Here is a 16,098-nt window from a genome sequence, read left to right on the forward strand (position 1 = left end):
TCATCTGCATTTATAAAGATTGCTTTTGCATTTAGATTCTGGGCTAATTCAACATCGGTCCAACGGTCTCCAATAACAAATGAGTTTTCTAAATCATATTCATCCGAAAAGTACTGTTCTAATAGGGCAGTGCCTGGTTTACGAGTGGGAGCATTGTTCTCAGGAAAGCTTCTATCTATAAAAACTTCAGTAAATGTGATGCCTTCATTCTCCAGACTTTGCATCATTTTATTTTGAGCAGGCCAAAAATCCGCTTCGGGAAATGAATCCGTTCCTAAACCATCTTGATTGGTGACCATAACCAATTCAAAATCGAGCTGAGAAGCAATTTTGCCTAAGCCTTGAAAAACGCCAGGGTAAAACTCCAGTTTTTCCAAGCTGTCAACTTGAAAATCGATTGGTGGTTCAATAATGAGAGTCCCGTCTCTATCTATAAAAAGAACTTTCTTTTTTTGTGATGTATTTTGCATGTGGTTGTTTATTTGGCTTGAATAGTTAGAATTTTATTGATCTTGAAATTCCCTAAGAAATTTGTATAATTCTTGGTTCTCAATAGGCGTTCCAATACTTATTCTTAGGCAATTTTTAAGCCGTGAAATAGTCGTTCTGTTCCTGATAACGATACCCTTTTCAATTAAAAACTGATAAAGAGCATTGGCATCTTTAACCCGAATTAGAATGAAATTTGCCTGAGAAGGGAATACCTTTTCTACGAAAGAATGGCTTCTGAGTTCATTCATCATAGCATTTCTTTCTTCAAGCAGGGTATTTATCCTTTCCTGATAAGTCTCTTCGTAGCTTAATAATTCAAGTGCCTTATTTTGAGTCAGCGTATTGACATTATAAGGCTGTTTAATTTTATTTAAGATCTCGATGATCTCAACTGATGATAAGCCAATACCCAAACGAATGCCTGCCATACCCCAGGCTTTTGAAAGGGTTTGTAAAATCACAAGATTTGGATACTTATCAAGATCTTTCACCATGCTAGCATCACTAGAAAAATCGATATAGGCTTCGTCTAAAACAATTATCCCATTAAATTCAGATAACAATTTGATTAGAATGTCTTTATCAATCAGATTACCAGTTGGGTTGTTTGGTGAACAAAGAAAAAGTAGCTTACTGTTGTTATTATTCAAAATACCATTTACATCGGGTTGAAAGTTTGAATCAAGATCTCGTTCGCAAATTTTAAGATCGTTGATTTGAGCCGCAACCTGATACATGCCATAAGTCGGGTTGCAAATAATAACCCTGTCTTGCTTAGGTTCACAAAAAGCTCTCATGATTAGATCAATAATCTCGTCGCTACCATTGCCCAGTATCATTTGTTTCGCTGGAACCTTCTTAATTTCAGACAAACGTTCTTTTAATTTCCATTGTTGAGGATCCGGGTAACGATTGACGCCATTGTCAAAAGGATTTTCGTTAGCATCAAGAAAAACAGAACTTGTACCTGAAAACTCATCCCGAGCCGAAGAGTAGGGACTCAGAGTTTTCACATTTGTACGAATCAGATTTTCCAATTTGAAATTTGAATTCATCTTGTATTAATTTTAAGCATGTTCTTAACAAATTCTATTTAAACGAATGCTAACGGCATTTTTATGAGCCTCCAACTGTTCGGCTTCTGCCATTACTTTAATGCTAGGACCTAGATTTATTAGGCCTTCTTGAGTAATCTTCTGAAACGTAATACTCTTCATGAAAGAACCTAGTCCAACTCCCGAATATGATTTGGCATAACCATTGGTTGGCAAGGTGTGATTAGTTCCAGAGGCATAATCTCCTGCACTTTCAGGAGTGTAATTGCCAATAAAAACTGATCCTGCATTTTGAATTCCTTCCAGGATCTTGTTTTCATCTTTCACTGCTACAATTAAGTGTTCAGGCGCATACAGGTTACTGATTTCAAGGGCCTCTTTTGCCGATGTAACTAAAATCATTTTAGAGTTGTTCAGCGCCTTTGTTGCAATGGCTTCTCTTGAAAGATTTTTTAATTGTTTTGTTAACTCATTTTGAACTGAGTCCAGAAGTTGCTCATTCCAACTCAATAAAATAACCTGACTATCTACTCCGTGTTCAGCTTGTGATAATAGATCAGCAGCAACAAATTCGGGAATAGCAGTCTCATCAGCCATAACTAATACTTCAGAAGGACCAGCTGGCATATCAATGGCTACACCCAATTTGCTAGCGCTTTGTTTTGCTGCCGTCACAAACTGATTGCCTGGACCGAATATCTTATAGACATTAGGAACGGATTCGGTACCAAAAGTCATGGCTCCAATAGCCTGAATACCACCTAAACGAAAAACCTGCTTGATACCAACCAATTTGCAAGCATAAAGAATTGCAGGGTTGATTTTACCTTCTTTGTTTGGAGGTGTACACAAAATAACTTCCTGACAGTTTGCAATTCGTGCTGGAATTCCCAACATCAGAACTGTAGAAAATAGGGGCGCACTTCCTCCTGGAATATATAAACCGACCTTATCTATTGGCGTGAATTTTCGCCAGCAAGTCACACCTTTAGAGGTTTCAATCATTCCGGATTTAGGCATTTGAGCTTTGTGAAACTTCTCGATATTTTGTGCTGCAACTTGAATAGCATTTTTCAATTCATTAGAAATAAACTGTTCTGAATCATCAATCTCAGCTTGACTAACTTTTAATTCATCAATCTTGATTCTGTCGTAAAACCAAGTATATTTCCTTAAAGCTGCATCTCCATCTGTTTTAACTTCTTTGAAGATCTGGTTCACAACCTCATCCATCTCGTCTATTTCAATTACCGGTCGGGTAAGGATACTATTCCATTTGTCCTTTTCAGGGTATCTAATTATTTGCATTGCTTTGTGTTTTAGAGATTAAAGAATCATTTTTCCGATTGGGATAGTCAAAATACCTTCAGCACCATTGGCTTTGAGCTGGTCTATAACTGTCCAAAAATCGTTTTCATTGATAACTGTGTGAATGGAACTCCAGCCTTCTTTCAGTAAAGGCATCACCGTAGGACTTTTCATACCAGGTAAAATATTGCTGATAGCTTCAATCTTATTGGTAGGGGCATTTAGTAAAACGTATTTGTTGTTTTTGGCAGCTAAAACAGCACGCATTCTGAATAGTAAGTCAGATAGAAGAGCGTTCTTTTCTTCTGAAATACCTACGTTTTTTACTAAACAGGCTTCTGATGAAAGAATCTCTTCAACTTCTTTAAGGCCATTTTTAAAAAGTGTACTTCCAGAGCTTACGATGTCACAAATTGCGTCAGAAAGTCCAATGTTTGGGGCAATTTCCACAGAACCAGAAATAACGTGAATCTCTGAATCCAGATTGTTTGCATCTAAAAAGGCTTGCAATGAATTTGGATAGGAGGTTGCAATTCTTTTGCCATTGAAATAATCTAAACCCGTGTATTCTTCATCTTTGGGAATAGCCATTTTTAATCGGCATTTCGAGAAACCTAGCTTTTGCAGGACTTCAACTTCCTTCTGTTTTTCAATGACAACATTTTCTCCAACAATGGCAATATCGGCAACACCATCTTGTACATATTGTGGAATGTCTGAATTTCTTAGATAAAGAACTTCCAGAGGGAAATTACGTGCCTGTGCTTTTAACTGATCTTTTCCGTTATCTATTGAAATACCACATTCTTTTAGGATTTGAAGAGAATCACTCTGAAGTCTTCCAGATTTTTGAATGGCAATTTTTAGTCTTGTACTCATTTTGTTTTTTGTTATAAAACCTGAAACCAGAAATGGGTACAAATAAGAACGCCAACCTGGAATCAGGTTGGCGTTAATAGTTATGAATTTATTATTTGAAATTCTTACATAACAGTATCAGCTCACCTGAGGGAAGTATAAATGATGATGGTGATGATGTTGTGTTATAAAAATCATTGTTTTTGTGTTTTTAGTCTTGTACTTAGTTTGATTTTGTAATAAACCTGAATTCAGAAAATGGCATAAAAAAAACGCCAACCTGATTTCAGGTTGGCGTTAATAGTTATGAATTTATCACTTGAGATTTTTGCATAACATCATCGGCTCACCTGAGGTAAGAAAGAATGATGATGATGTAGTGCTGTAAAAATCATAGTTTTTGTGTTTTATCTGGGGCAAAGATTAGAATAAAAATTTAAGAAACAAGTCGGTCTGGTTGTATTTATTTTTCTGCTTAGGTTGTTTGGCTATTGGAAGTCCCATGGATAGTGAAGTGTTGAGTTATGAGATTTTTATGAAAAAAAATATTGAATTGGCCAGACTTCATGTTTTTATCGCTCAATAGTGTGATGAATATTTTGGCATTTTTAGTATATTTGCAGTGAATTTAGAATTAGAACAATTAATAACAAGAAACTATGGCGAGTAGAAGAAAATTAAAGAAAGATATTGACTTTTTGACTTTTGAAGTTATTTCTGATTGCTACAATTATATTTACCTGCACCCAGGAAACGAAGAGAAGGTTTTAGAAGTCATAAAGGAAACGGTTGCAAATCGTAATAACTTAGTTGCGAGAACAAATCATCCTGATGGCAAGGATAACTCTAAAATGGTGAAAGCACATTACAAAGCGGTTTTTACTGATTTAATTAATAATACTGATGCATCTTTCACAAAATTGAGTGAACTGATTAAAGCATAAGTTTCCTAAACGAAATAATTCTAATAGCTTTGCCTTTCTGGTAAAGCTATTTTTTATTTATGAAGATTGAGAAAATAATAAAACTTGATGGTTTAGGGGAAGTAACTCTTAAAAAGGATTCCCGTTTTAAACGTTTATCCTTACGGATGGCACCTAATAAGGGTATTTGGCTTAATGTCCCTCCTCAGTTTGATTGGCAGACTGCAATTGATTTTGCCCAAAGCCATAAAGATTGGATCGCCAAACAAAGGTTGAAAATTCAAGCGAAGGAAAACGAAAATTTCTTTTTTGATTCAGATACGGTTTTTAAAACCAAGTATCATGAATTGAAAATGAATCCGAGCCAGGATAATAGAGTTAGAGCCAGTGTCAAAAAGGGAATGATAGAGATCTATTATCCAGAGAATTTCGATCTTAAAACAGAAGGGTTTCAGGATTTCATAAAAAAAATGATAATAGAGACCTTAAGAAAAGAAGCCAAACATGTTTTACCTAAACGTTTAGATGAGTTAGCTCAATCTTTTGATTTTAAATTCAATAAGGTCTCAATTCGTAATGCAAGTACCCGTTGGGGATCTTGTTCTGGTGATAACAATATCAGTTTAAATCTACATTTAATGCGTTTGCCTGAGCATTTAATTGATATGGTCTTGCTTCATGAATTATGTCATACCATTGAGAAAAATCATTCAAAATCATTTTGGGATTTATTGGATAAGGTTTGTGATAATGTGCCTGCAAAACGTAAGGAAATGAAAGCTTATACAACACATTTTTAGGTGAAAAAAGGATTAATACAAAGAAGATGAATAAAGAAATATATATTCTTGTTGGGCTGAGTGTTTTTGCATTTTTGTTGGGGACTCAGTTGAAAAAGAAATTTTCAAAGAAAGTAGTCGAAGAGCCAAAGATTCATAAAAATCAACGCTCCAAAATGGCCAAGCAATCACAGGAAGTTGCTGGGGGAAAGTTAACAAAACACCCTAAAATCAAAAGCTTTTTTCTTTGGCTTCAAGTTGTGGTCTTATTTTTTATTATCGTTTTTATGATGCCTGCATTATCACGCGATATTATGCTGGCAGAGGGTAATTACGATCAGAAACTTATTCTTCGGATTTTGATTGTTGCTTTTGCGGCTTACACCTTATTTATAGGCTTAAATAAGCTTTTTAAGAAGAAAGGGAAGTGGTAAACTGATTTATAACATATATTTTAGCTCATTTAGGGCTATTTGAAAGAGCTTTATTTGTCGATTTAGATGAATAAAGCTCTTTTTTGATATAAATAGGCCATTACAACGATATGTTTTATTCAATCTTAAATCGTTTTCGGAGCGTGCTCTTATAATATATAAAAAAATATTGATTTTTTAAATGATAAACAGCATGTGAGAGTCTTTTAATGCATTTTTTAGGATAGAAATTTTCTGTAAATTTGATACGGACACAGTCTTAAAAAGCTATTAAAAACTCAAGATATGGAGAATATTAAAACAACTTATCGCGAAATCCAATCGAAGAATGGAGAGGTAGATCAGAAGGATCTGATTCGTTATATTAATCTGCAATTAGCAGCTATGGGACAACCCATCTTTAATGAAGAAGATGACGATTTGTCTGATGCTAATTTTATTGCGTTGACAGATAGTTTGATTCAGAATTATCGTGTGAAATCTCGTTTACTTGCGGATTACCACTGTCCTTCAGACCAGCGTATTCAGAATTTTTTGAACGATTACTTTAAAGAATTGAATCAGGAAGTTCCTCAGTTACCGACTTCAACATTTACGCTAGATCAGGAAGGGATTGCTCGTGAGCTAAGTTTGCCACCACATAAGAATGAATATATAACTGATTATTTAAGCTCATACCGTATAAAGCAAGGTGTACTGCACAACCCTAAGCACGATAGAAGAACGACCAAAGGGTCATTCCATATTGTAGAAGGAAACTTACCTGCACCACTAGATAAGATAGAATTACCCAAATATGCATTCCTTAAGTTTTTAGATTCTGCTTTTAATCCATCTGATAAATTTAAAACACTTCCTTTTACTGCAGCTCAAGACAAGAAAGCCAAAATGATGGTTTCGTTGTTATTGCGTCCTGTAGTATGTCCAGAGGTGAAAGGTGTTATTTCTCAAAAATCAATGGAGGTGCGTTTCTTTGTGCCTGGAGCTTTCGTTAGTAATCTCGACTTTGTTGAATCTATTTTTGGTAATGCAGGTGATCCTCAATTGCCTTCGAATGATGCCGGTTTGGATGTTGAACATTGGACTGGTCATACGGGTTGCGTCGTGTTGGCACCACAATTGTTGGAATTGACTAAGAAAGAGCTTGGCTTACCACATTACGACAACGCTACAGAACGTCAGCGTAACGATGGTGTTTGTTGGAAAGAAGAGAATGAACTTTATAACGGTGGACAACCATTTAAGGTAACTTGTAGAAGCGAGGAAGGTGTAGTTATTACACTTATTGCTGATAACTACTTTGGATATTCTAAGAAAGAAATTAAAACCCAGATCAGTTTCTCTGCTAACCTTTATGGTTTGGCAGAAGAGGAGCATTCAGGTGGGGCAATTGCTTTTCCACGTAAGAATTTGGGTGATAATTTCGACGGAACACTTTTTATGAATAATATTCTTAAGAAGCAATTTGTTTTCGACGAGGTAATGAAGCAATTAGGCGATACTGTTGATGTAAAACCTGAAGGTTATGCCATTGATAAAGAATATAACAATATCATCTATATCGATGGAAATGCTAAGATTGATTTATATAGAAGTACAGTAAGTTGGGTAAAGAACGGTAAAGATCAATCTATTCGTTTAATGCCTGAGCATTATTACGTGCATCCATCAGGCTATAAATTGCATATGGAAAAGCACCCATCAGCTCCATCATGGCGCTTGGTGAGTACTTATGCCGAGGGAACTTTCTGCCATAAGCCATGTACCGTATCTGGTGGAGGTAAGTCTGAAATTTCGAAGTCACTATTAAACGCTATTATCTACAGTTCATTCTACATTCAGGATATGGACAAAGATTTCGATATGGCAGATGAAGTGTTTAATTATGATTATTCAAATCGTTGGAAAGATCATTCTGATCGTTCTCAGCCTTCACGTTCACTATTAGATTCAAAACGATCTTTAGGATCGGTTGTTAAGCTTTTAACACCATCAAAATATTATACTGAAGATTATAATTCATATTTGGCATCCATTCCAGATCATGTAAAAGGATTGGTTCTTTTTATCAAGCGTTTTTACCGCGAAGGTCGCACAGGTAGCGATTGGAGAAATCATTTCTCTGTAGATATGGTGAACGGTAAGAAAGGACACGAATTACTTTATAATAATCGTAAGATTGTAGCAAGTTACCTGCGTGTTGGTTTTGCAAATGATAATTCTTGGTTCCTTCATAAACTGCGTCAAGACTTTATTGCTTCGGCTAAAATTCAGATGGAGGATGACATTACAGCTTCTATAGTTCTTCCTACAAGCAGTCTTTCATACTTGAACGAAGCATATGATAATAAGTCGGTTAAGATTACAACCAACTGTGAGCGTCGTTTCTTCCAACGTCCTGATGAAGCAGTTCACCGTGGATACGATAAGGAAGCAGAGGCGGATCTTTCGATGAGAGGTAACTTTACATCGAACTATCAACCAATGACTACAGAAGATGGTCAGGAGCTGATGGCTGATGCAATTGGCTTTGATTTATATACCAAGCCTATTCAGGACTTGATACGAAAAGGAGCTAACAGTGAAAAAGGGAATTACTTTATCACGCCATCTCATACTCGAATTGTAAATGGCGCACCTTCTCAAAACCCACGTTACTTGCAGATTCGTCCAGATTTGGTAAACCCAATCGACGATAAGTTGGCTGAAGTTGGTGTTCGTTTGGCTAGAAAGATTCCTATGGATCAGCCTGTTCATCATCCTGTAAATGCTGTATTGCCGGGACGTCGTAATAATCCAGCCGATAAGAAAGCAGGAATACGTGCTTTAAGTGTTTATAATCCAATTCATTATCAGGAGTTACCTGAACTGTTCATGGACTTTATTTGCTCTCTAACAGGTAAGTCACCTTCGACAACAGGTGCGGGTACAGAAGGAGCATTGACTAAAGGACCTTTCAATATGTTGAGTCCAACAACTGACTTGAATAATGCCTTATTATCTTATATCATTACCGGATACCAAGGTTTTTCATCAGCTGCAGGACATGTAGGATCTGAGAATCGCTTCGATCATGATGTTTCTCTATTGATTCCAGAATTGTGGTGTCGATTGAGTGAAGAAAGTCGTGATCCAAAACTTTTAATTGAAGAAGGTTCTCTTGAAAAGATGAATGACTTTGAATATAAAGGTGAGAAAATTCAAGCTAGCCGTCTGGGTTATCGTATTACTGAAGGGTTCTTATTCCGTTACCTGAATAGAATCTTTGATGAGCCTCAGAATGTGTTCAACGAAAGAATGTTGAAGCCAGAGATTCAGGATATGGATGATTTTGCTGACGGTATTAAGAATATTGTAGAAGCTCAGGAGAAAGTGGCTATCAATTACTTTAAGGATGATAGTATTTCTGCTGCAATTCCACCATTACAAGTCTTATTGAGCATTATGGCCTTTGGTCAGTATAATGGTAAGGAGATTAGTGATCCTGAGTTGCGTAAGATGTTCGATCGTGATGTTGCTATTAATTCAGAATGGTATAAAGCTCGATTGAAGCGTAAGCAAGAGATCGATATTCAATACTTCGAGAATCAGATTGAGTATTTGAGTAATTTCATGGCTGATAAGAATAACACGGAATGGAATAAAACCATGAATCTTGAAGATCGTTTGACTAAAGCTAAATCTGAACTAAAGCATGTTAAAACTGAAGCTTATCTTGAAAGCCTGGTTGGAACAATTGGAGCAGATCCTTTGTTTAAGAAATAGTTATCATTTAATTGGTTCGATATATCCTTTAAAGATTATCAGACGAATAATAATATAGTAAGATCAGATCCTGTTAAACTTAAGTTTGACAGGATCTGTTTTTTTATAGCTCACTAGCTTAAGTTTTAGCAACTTGTTAATTTGTTCTGTAGCTATCATATCGTATGATTTGTGAGGATTTATTCAAAACATAAAGAATGCCCCTGAAGGGCAATAATATTAAAGATATTATCGTAACTTTATTATCTACAAAAAAGAGAATAATGAATAGATACCTATTAATAAGTTTCTTCTTTTTGGGGTTTTTGTGTAGCCAGAATGGAGAAGCTAGAGCTCAAGAGATGAATTATAAGGAATTGCGATATAAAATGGTTAAGGAGCAGATTGTCGCCCGCGGCATTAAAGAAAGGGCTGTGATTAAAGCGATGCAAAGAGTCGAGAGACATTTGTTTGTTCCGAGTCAGTTCCGTCATTTAGCCTATTCAGATTCACCTTTACCTATTGGATTTGGACAAACCATATCTCAGCCTTATATCGTTGGTATCATGACCCAACTTTTGGATATCAATTTGAAGAGTAAGGTTCTTGAAATTGGAACAGGTTCAGGTTATCAGGCGGCTATTTTGGGAGAACTATGCAAGGAAGTTTATAGCATTGAAATTGTAGAGGGGCTCGCTTTAAAAGCTAAAACGACAATTGAGTCATTGAATTACGATAATCTGCACCTAAAATGGGGAGATGGTTATATCGGATGGGAAGAACATGCGCCCTATGATGCCATTATTGTAACTTGTTCGCCGAGTAAGATACCACAAGCTCTGATTGATCAATTGGATGAAGATGGTCGTTTAGTTATCCCAATAGGAGAAAAGAGTGTTAAAAGCCTGGTTTTACTTAAAAAGGTAGATGGAGAGTTAGTTCGAAAAGATGTTATTCCTGTTCGTTTTGTTCCCATGATTGATGAACGAGGTAAAGAGTATTAACATCTAAGTAAACGAGACTCTATATAGCAAGGATGATTATTGCTCAGAAAATAGAAAGTAAATCAGATCACAGCAGACTAAAGTTTGCTGTGATTTTTTTATGCTATTGCCTTTCATATTCAGACTTGTAGTGAATATGGGAAACAAAAAAGCCAGTTGAAATGATTCAACTGGCTTAATAAAGTCTCATTTTTTTAGCCAAGTTCTATTTTGACTAAAGGTCTTGCTGTTTATAGCTGGTACTTCAACAAATTAGCAACAGCTAAATGGTATTCTTTCTCAACTTGTAGGTAGGTATCATAACTTTCGTAGAAATAGATACTTTCCATAAAGTATTCAATGCTTGAGATTTGCCCATAATCCAGTGCCTTTTTCAAAAGTTCATTCATATTATTGCCATCAAGTATTAAGCGGTACTCATCAAGAGAGGCTTTTAAGCCTTGATAGTTCTGATAGTTTTTCTGAATGTCTGAAAGGACAATTTTCTCCTGAGATAGAAACTGACTCTCTTGCGAAAGCTGATTGAGCTTAGCATACTTAATTTTGTTTCTACTTTCCCAAAGAGGAATGCTAATACCCACATTAATACCATTGAAAGACTTATTGATATCAGAGTTCAGGTAACGGTAACCCAAACTTAGTTTAGGTAAGAGCTGATTCTTAGCCAGACGGGTCTGCTTTGATGCAATATCCATATTAGCTTTCAGCTTATTTAGGCTAGGGGTATTGCTTAGAACATCCATTTCAAGCTTTGAGAAACTGGCTTCAAGTGAAAAGTTAGGGTAAAGAAGCGTGTTGAATTCAATTGTTTTACCACCGTTAAGTTGTTTCAACTCTTCTTTAAGATTGATGATTTGTGTATTGCAAAGCTGAACTTGATTTTTGACGTTCAATAGCACAATCTTAACCTTATTCATCTCCAAAATATTGGCATCACCTTTGTCAAGCTTCTTCTGAAAGAAAGAAACTAACTTTTGAGCATTCTCGTAACGAATTGCTAATTGCTCCATCAGTTTATTCTGATAGATAAGATTTAAACACGTTTTTTTAGCTCTTAAGAGAATATCCTGACGACTTTGCTGTATTAAATTATCAAGATTAGCCGTCTTAGCTTTCTTAATTTTGTTCTTGTGCAAATAAACCGTTGGGAAATCGAAATCCTGACTGATAAGAATCTCATAAGGATTGCCATCTACATCAGAGAAGTTCTTTTCGTAGCTTAGTTCAGGATTGGCTAAATTCAATTCTGTTTTGTATCCAATTCTCTGAGATTCGAGATACTGGTTTTGTGCTTTTAAACTCAAATTATTAGTCTCCACAGCTTGAAGAATCTCTTTGAGGTCTGATTGAGCCTGAAGATTCAGACTCAACCCTATAGCAAATAGACCTATTAATAATGATCTCATATTGATTTCTTTTTAGAGTTTAATAATAGATATACAATAGGAATAATATACACATTAAGTAGGGTAGACGTTAATAAACCACCTAAAATCACAACAGCCATTGGGCTTTGAATTTCGTTACCTGGTTCATCACCTCCAAGAGCCATTGGAACCAAGGCTAAGGCAGCCGTTAAAGCTGTCATTAGAATCGGACTCAAACGGTGAATCGATCCTTGAACAATAATTTCTTTTATCTCCAAGCCTTTATCTAACATGCTCTGGTAATTTGAGATGAGTAGAATACCATTACGTGTGGCAATACCAAAGAGGGTAATGAAACCGATAATAGCGGGAATACTTAGCATCCCAGAGGTAAAGTAAATAGTAAAGACACCTCCAATTAATGCTAAAGGTAAATTTAATAAAATAATACCAGCCAATTGGAATGACCGAAACTCCTGGAACAATAACAAGAAGATAATCAGGAAAGAGATGATAGAAGTCAAAGCTAAAGTCTTCGATGCTTTTGCTTCACTCTCAAACTGTCCACCGAATTCAATACGATACTCTTCAGGTATTCTGATGTCCTGATCAACCGCTGCTTTAATATCTTTTACGACAGAGCGTAGGTCTCTTTCAGCAACATTAGCAGATACAACCAATTTACGTTGTACGTTTTCACGATTCACCGTATTGGGACCCGATAGAGATTGAATATCTGCCACATAGCTAAAAGGAATTTTCTTGCCATCCCAAGTATCGATTAATGCATTACGAAGTGCGTTAATATTACCACGATTCTCCTCGTTGTATTTCACTACCAAGTCGAAAGCCTTAACCCCTTCGAATACATCTGAAACCTTTTCACCTGCAAAGGCGATATCAATAAAGTCAGAGAAATTTGAGATGGAGATACCATACTTAGCCAGCATGTCGCGTTTTGGGCGAATCTGAATCTGTGGAATCTCTACTTGCTGCTCCACATTAATATCCACAACGCCTTCTATTGATTCAATAGAGCCCTTTATCTCATTGGCCATCTGAAACATTTTGGAAAGATCGCTACCAAAAATTTTAATGGCGATATTCGCTTTGGTTCCCGATAGAATATGATCGATTCGGTGACTCAAAGGTTGTCCGATTGCAAAGTTAACACCGGCAATTTCACTCAATTTACTACGGACATCAGCCTGAAATTCAGCCTTTGTTCTATCCGTTAATGTGAATGGCACTTCAATCTCCGATGTATTCACACCAAATGAATGCTCATCCAGTTCGGCACGTCCTGTTCGACGAGCCGTTAGTCTCGCTTCAGGTATGGTTATGAGTGCTCTTTCTGCAAGGTTCTTAATTTTGTTTGATTCTTCAAGAGATATGCCTGGTTTTGTAATTGCGGTAATGGTAAGCGATCCTTCATTAAAATCAGGAAGAAAGTTACGTCCCAAGCTACTCATGATAATAAGTGAAGCAATAAACAGGACGCTTGCTGATCCTAGAATGACGTATTTAAACTCTAAGGCCTTATTTAATGACTTTTCGTAAAGCTTATTCAAATTAGTAACCAACCAACTTTCTTTTCTCTTACGATCTAACATTTTGTCGTTAGTCAGCATAAAGCTACAAAGAACAGGAGTTACGGTAAGCGCCGTAATCAAAGACGCAAATAGTGATACAATAAAGGCAATTCCTAGTGGTTGAAGCATTCTACCTTCCATACCTGTAAGGAAGAAAAGAGGTATGAATGCCGCAATAATAATAAAGGTTGCATTTATTATTGAAGAACGAATCTCGCATGAAGCACTATAAATCACAACAAGTGACTTCTCTCGCTTTTCTATTGGAAGCTTAAAATTCTGTCGAAGCCGTTTATAAACATTCTCAACATCGATAATCGCATCATCCACAAGGTCGCCAATAGCAATAGCCATACCTCCCAGGGTCATGGTATTAATGGTAATACCCAATAGTTTTAGTGTAATGATAGTGAATAGCAGCGATAAGGGAATAGCCAATAATGAAATAACCGTTGTACGGTAATTCATTAGAAAGACCAATAGAATGATAATAACGAAGATTGATCCTTCGTACAAGGCTTTCTTTACATTACCAATTGAGTTCTCAATAAAATCAGCTTGACGGAAAATATGCGTGTTGACTGTAACATCTTCGGGTAAGCCTTTTTTGATATCAGCAATTGCCAGATCGAGTTTTTCGGTTAGTTTTAAGGTGTTGACGCCTGGTTGTTTCTTTACCGTTAAAAGAACAGCTGAATTGGCATTAACACTTGCTAAACCAATTCTGGGAGCAGGAGCCTCAACAAGCTCAGCGATATCGCTAATTCGTATAGGAGATTTCTTATAAACCTTAACCACCGAATTGCCTAGTTCTCCTATATCAGAAGTACGAGCAATGCCACGTATATTATATTGATTCCCAAATTCGTTAATAAAGCCACCTGCAGAATTTTCGTTTGTTGCATTAGCCGCTTTCATCAATTCATCAAGGCTAATATTATAATGACGCATTTTCTGAGGGTTGGCTAGAATCTGGTATTGTTTAAAATCACCACCAGTAACAACAACCTGTGCAACCCCATTAAGAGCCAATATTTGCGGACGAATACTCCAGTCGGCCAATGTTCTAAGATCCATACTAGACGTCTTGTCTGCCTGGAGACCAATCATCATCACTTCACCCATAATGGATGATTGTGGTGCAAGAGTGGGGCTTCCAGTTCCTTTAGGAAGAAGATCTGAGATCGCCATCAACTTCTCACTCACAATTTGGCGAGCCAGATAAATGTCGGTTCCCCATTCAAACTCCACCCAAACAATTGAGAATCCTGCAGAGGAAGATGAACGTAATCGTCTGATACTGGTTGCACCGTTAACGGCTGTTTCTATCTGAAATGTGACTAATTTCTCCACTTCTTCGGGTGCCATTCCGTGTGCTTCAGTCATAACAACCACAGTAGGGGCAGTCAAATCTGGAAACACATCTACATCCATATTAGCCGTTGTGTAGCTACCTCCAATAATCAGGAGAAAAGCCGCAAACATGACCAATATGCGATTGTGTAGTGCGTATTGTATGATATTATTTAACACAGTCTTTTTATTTTAAGATTGATGATTTTAGATTGATGATTCCAATCTAAAACCTTATAAATATTCTTTATTCTTAAATCCTAATTTAGCACAGTTTTAATTTGCTATGCTATTTTAGGAACGTGAATCGTTTTTTATCCTTTTTATTTCCTTGTTCTTTTGTCTTGAAACAAAAGAACCAAAAATTCAAGACCTGTGATTTTCTCAATCTTCAAACTTTCTGAATGATAAGTGCAGCTGGGTGATTTCCGAACATCCCGATAGATCGGGACGGAACTTCCCAGTTTTACTAATCATCCATTTTGTTTATAAGATCTCTTAAATCAATGGTCCTAATTCATGATTTAAAGTTTCAAATTCATAAATCTTAATTCATAATTTAAAACTTAATGATTGTGTCCGGATGGTAGTGCACCAGACAGTGAAGCCAATTTCACAAAATAAACACCCTTGCTTACCACACGCTCTCCAGCTTTTAAGCCACTTAAGATTTCAACTTCCTTACCATTGTCCGAACCAATAGTCACAAAACGCTTCTCGTAACTTTCACCTTCTGTCTGAACAAAGACGAAGAAGATAGATTGATCTTCTAAAACAGCAGCCTTACTAATGCTTAAAACCTTGCGAGTACTTTCAGATTTTAAATAGACTTCGACAAAAGACCCCATATAAAGCTCAGGAATCTTGTTGACTTCGAAGAAAATAGGCGTCGTATAATCATCTTGATGAATATCGCGACCGTAGGCAATTAACTTACCACCTAGTTCATCCGTATTATAGATTTCGTCGCGATAAGGCAGCTTAAAGTTTGCAGACTGTATTTTTGATAACTGTGTTAAATGTTTCTGATACAAATCAGCCTTTAGAATTAGGCTAGAGTTTCTATCAACGATGCCAATCACCTGACCTTTTTCAACATATTCGCCTTCTTTCACAAAAACCTTGCACACGTAACCTGTTGCCGGTGAAGCCACCTTAATTCCCTTTTTGCTGTAGTCTTTAGATATCA

At 36.4% G+C, this 16,098-nt stretch carries 12 protein-coding genes; 5 read left to right on the forward strand and 7 right to left on the reverse strand.

Annotated features, from left to right (window positions below; translation table 11 throughout):
* The 4 genes from hisB to hisG form a co-directional block, all read right to left on the reverse strand.
* Nucleotides 1-470, reverse strand: a 470-nt coding sequence (gene hisB / locus ABY905_RS06455) for a histidinol-phosphatase (RefSeq protein WP_372641743.1), incomplete at its 3' end; no start/stop codon positions are given.
* 33 nt (nucleotides 471-503) lie between these two features.
* On the reverse strand, nucleotides 504-1,547 hold the full coding sequence (gene hisC, locus ABY905_RS06460; RefSeq protein ID WP_372641745.1) for a histidinol-phosphate transaminase: 1,044 nt from the start codon (nucleotides 1,545-1,547) through the stop codon (nucleotides 504-506).
* 24 nt (nucleotides 1,548-1,571) lie between these two features.
* The gene (hisD, locus tag ABY905_RS06465; RefSeq protein ID WP_372641747.1) at nucleotides 1,572-2,855 is read right to left on the reverse strand and encodes a histidinol dehydrogenase; all 1,284 of its coding nucleotides are present in this window, start codon (nucleotides 2,853-2,855) and stop codon (nucleotides 1,572-1,574) included.
* An 18-nt stretch (nucleotides 2,856-2,873) separates the two neighbouring features.
* A complete protein-coding gene (gene hisG / locus ABY905_RS06470; protein WP_372641749.1) occupies nucleotides 2,874-3,734 on the reverse strand; it encodes an ATP phosphoribosyltransferase in 861 nt (286 codons plus the stop codon).
* Nucleotides 3,735-4,372: 638 nt separating this feature from the next.
* Here hisG and ABY905_RS06475 point away from each other — a divergent pair.
* From ABY905_RS06475 to ABY905_RS06495, 5 genes are all read left to right on the forward strand, one after another.
* Nucleotides 4,373-4,657: a hypothetical protein gene (locus ABY905_RS06475; protein WP_372641751.1), complete on the forward strand. Its 285-nt coding sequence runs from the start codon at nucleotides 4,373-4,375 to the stop codon at nucleotides 4,655-4,657.
* Between the two features lie 59 nt (nucleotides 4,658-4,716).
* Nucleotides 4,717-5,436, forward strand: coding sequence for a M48 family metallopeptidase (locus ABY905_RS06480; protein ID WP_372641753.1), 720 nt, complete (start codon nucleotides 4,717-4,719; stop codon nucleotides 5,434-5,436).
* Between the two features lie 26 nt (nucleotides 5,437-5,462).
* Nucleotides 5,463-5,849, forward strand: a complete 387-nt coding sequence (locus ABY905_RS06485) for a hypothetical protein (RefSeq protein WP_372641755.1) — start codon at nucleotides 5,463-5,465, stop codon at nucleotides 5,847-5,849.
* A gap of 285 nt (nucleotides 5,850-6,134) precedes the next feature.
* The gene (locus ABY905_RS06490) at nucleotides 6,135-9,614 is read left to right on the forward strand and encodes a hypothetical protein (protein ID WP_372641757.1); all 3,480 of its coding nucleotides are present in this window, start codon (nucleotides 6,135-6,137) and stop codon (nucleotides 9,612-9,614) included.
* 263 nt (nucleotides 9,615-9,877) lie between these two features.
* Entirely contained in the window at nucleotides 9,878-10,597 is a 720-nt protein-coding gene (locus tag ABY905_RS06495; protein ID WP_372641759.1) for a protein-L-isoaspartate(D-aspartate) O-methyltransferase, read from the forward strand.
* 230 nt (nucleotides 10,598-10,827) lie between these two features.
* Here the strand turns inward: ABY905_RS06495 and ABY905_RS06500 are convergent, their stop codons facing one another.
* From ABY905_RS06500 to ABY905_RS06510, 3 genes are all read right to left on the reverse strand, one after another.
* Nucleotides 10,828-12,003 carry a TolC family protein gene (locus ABY905_RS06500; RefSeq protein WP_372641761.1) on the reverse strand — a complete coding sequence of 392 codons (1,176 nt, stop codon included), beginning with the start codon at nucleotides 12,001-12,003 and terminating at the stop codon, nucleotides 10,828-10,830.
* Nucleotides 12,000-15,089 (reverse strand): efflux RND transporter permease subunit, encoded by a 3,090-nt coding sequence (locus tag ABY905_RS06505; protein WP_372641763.1) that lies wholly within the window; start codon nucleotides 15,087-15,089, stop codon nucleotides 12,000-12,002. The genes ABY905_RS06500 and ABY905_RS06505 overlap by 4 nt, the downstream gene beginning before the upstream one ends.
* 386 nt (nucleotides 15,090-15,475) lie before the next feature.
* Nucleotides 15,476-16,098, reverse strand: a 623-nt coding sequence (locus ABY905_RS06510) for an efflux RND transporter periplasmic adaptor subunit (RefSeq protein ID WP_372641765.1), incomplete at its 5' end; no start/stop codon positions are given.

Source organism: Ancylomarina sp., assembly GCF_041555295.1.
Lineage (GTDB): Bacteria > Bacteroidota > Bacteroidia > Bacteroidales > Marinifilaceae > Ancylomarina.

Excerpts from the sequence above, each read along its gene's own strand:
- hisD (WP_372641747.1), bottom strand. The coding sequence starts at position 2,855 with ATGCAAATAATTAGATACCCTGAAAAGGACAAATGGAATAGTATCCTT.
- ABY905_RS06500 (WP_372641761.1), bottom strand. The coding sequence starts at position 12,003 with ATGAGATCATTATTAATAGGTCTATTTGCTATAGGGTTGAGTCTGAAT.
- ABY905_RS06485 (WP_372641755.1), top strand. The coding sequence starts at position 5,463 with ATGAATAAAGAAATATATATTCTTGTTGGGCTGAGTGTTTTTGCATTT.
- ABY905_RS06480 (WP_372641753.1), top strand. The coding sequence starts at position 4,717 with ATGAAGATTGAGAAAATAATAAAACTTGATGGTTTAGGGGAAGTAACT.
- ABY905_RS06495 (WP_372641759.1), top strand. The coding sequence starts at position 9,878 with ATGAATAGATACCTATTAATAAGTTTCTTCTTTTTGGGGTTTTTGTGT.
- ABY905_RS06490 (WP_372641757.1), top strand. The coding sequence starts at position 6,135 with ATGGAGAATATTAAAACAACTTATCGCGAAATCCAATCGAAGAATGGA.
- hisC (WP_372641745.1), bottom strand. The coding sequence starts at position 1,547 with ATGAATTCAAATTTCAAATTGGAAAATCTGATTCGTACAAATGTGAAA.
- hisG (WP_372641749.1), bottom strand. The coding sequence starts at position 3,734 with ATGAGTACAAGACTAAAAATTGCCATTCAAAAATCTGGAAGACTTCAG.
- ABY905_RS06475 (WP_372641751.1), top strand. The coding sequence starts at position 4,373 with ATGGCGAGTAGAAGAAAATTAAAGAAAGATATTGACTTTTTGACTTTT.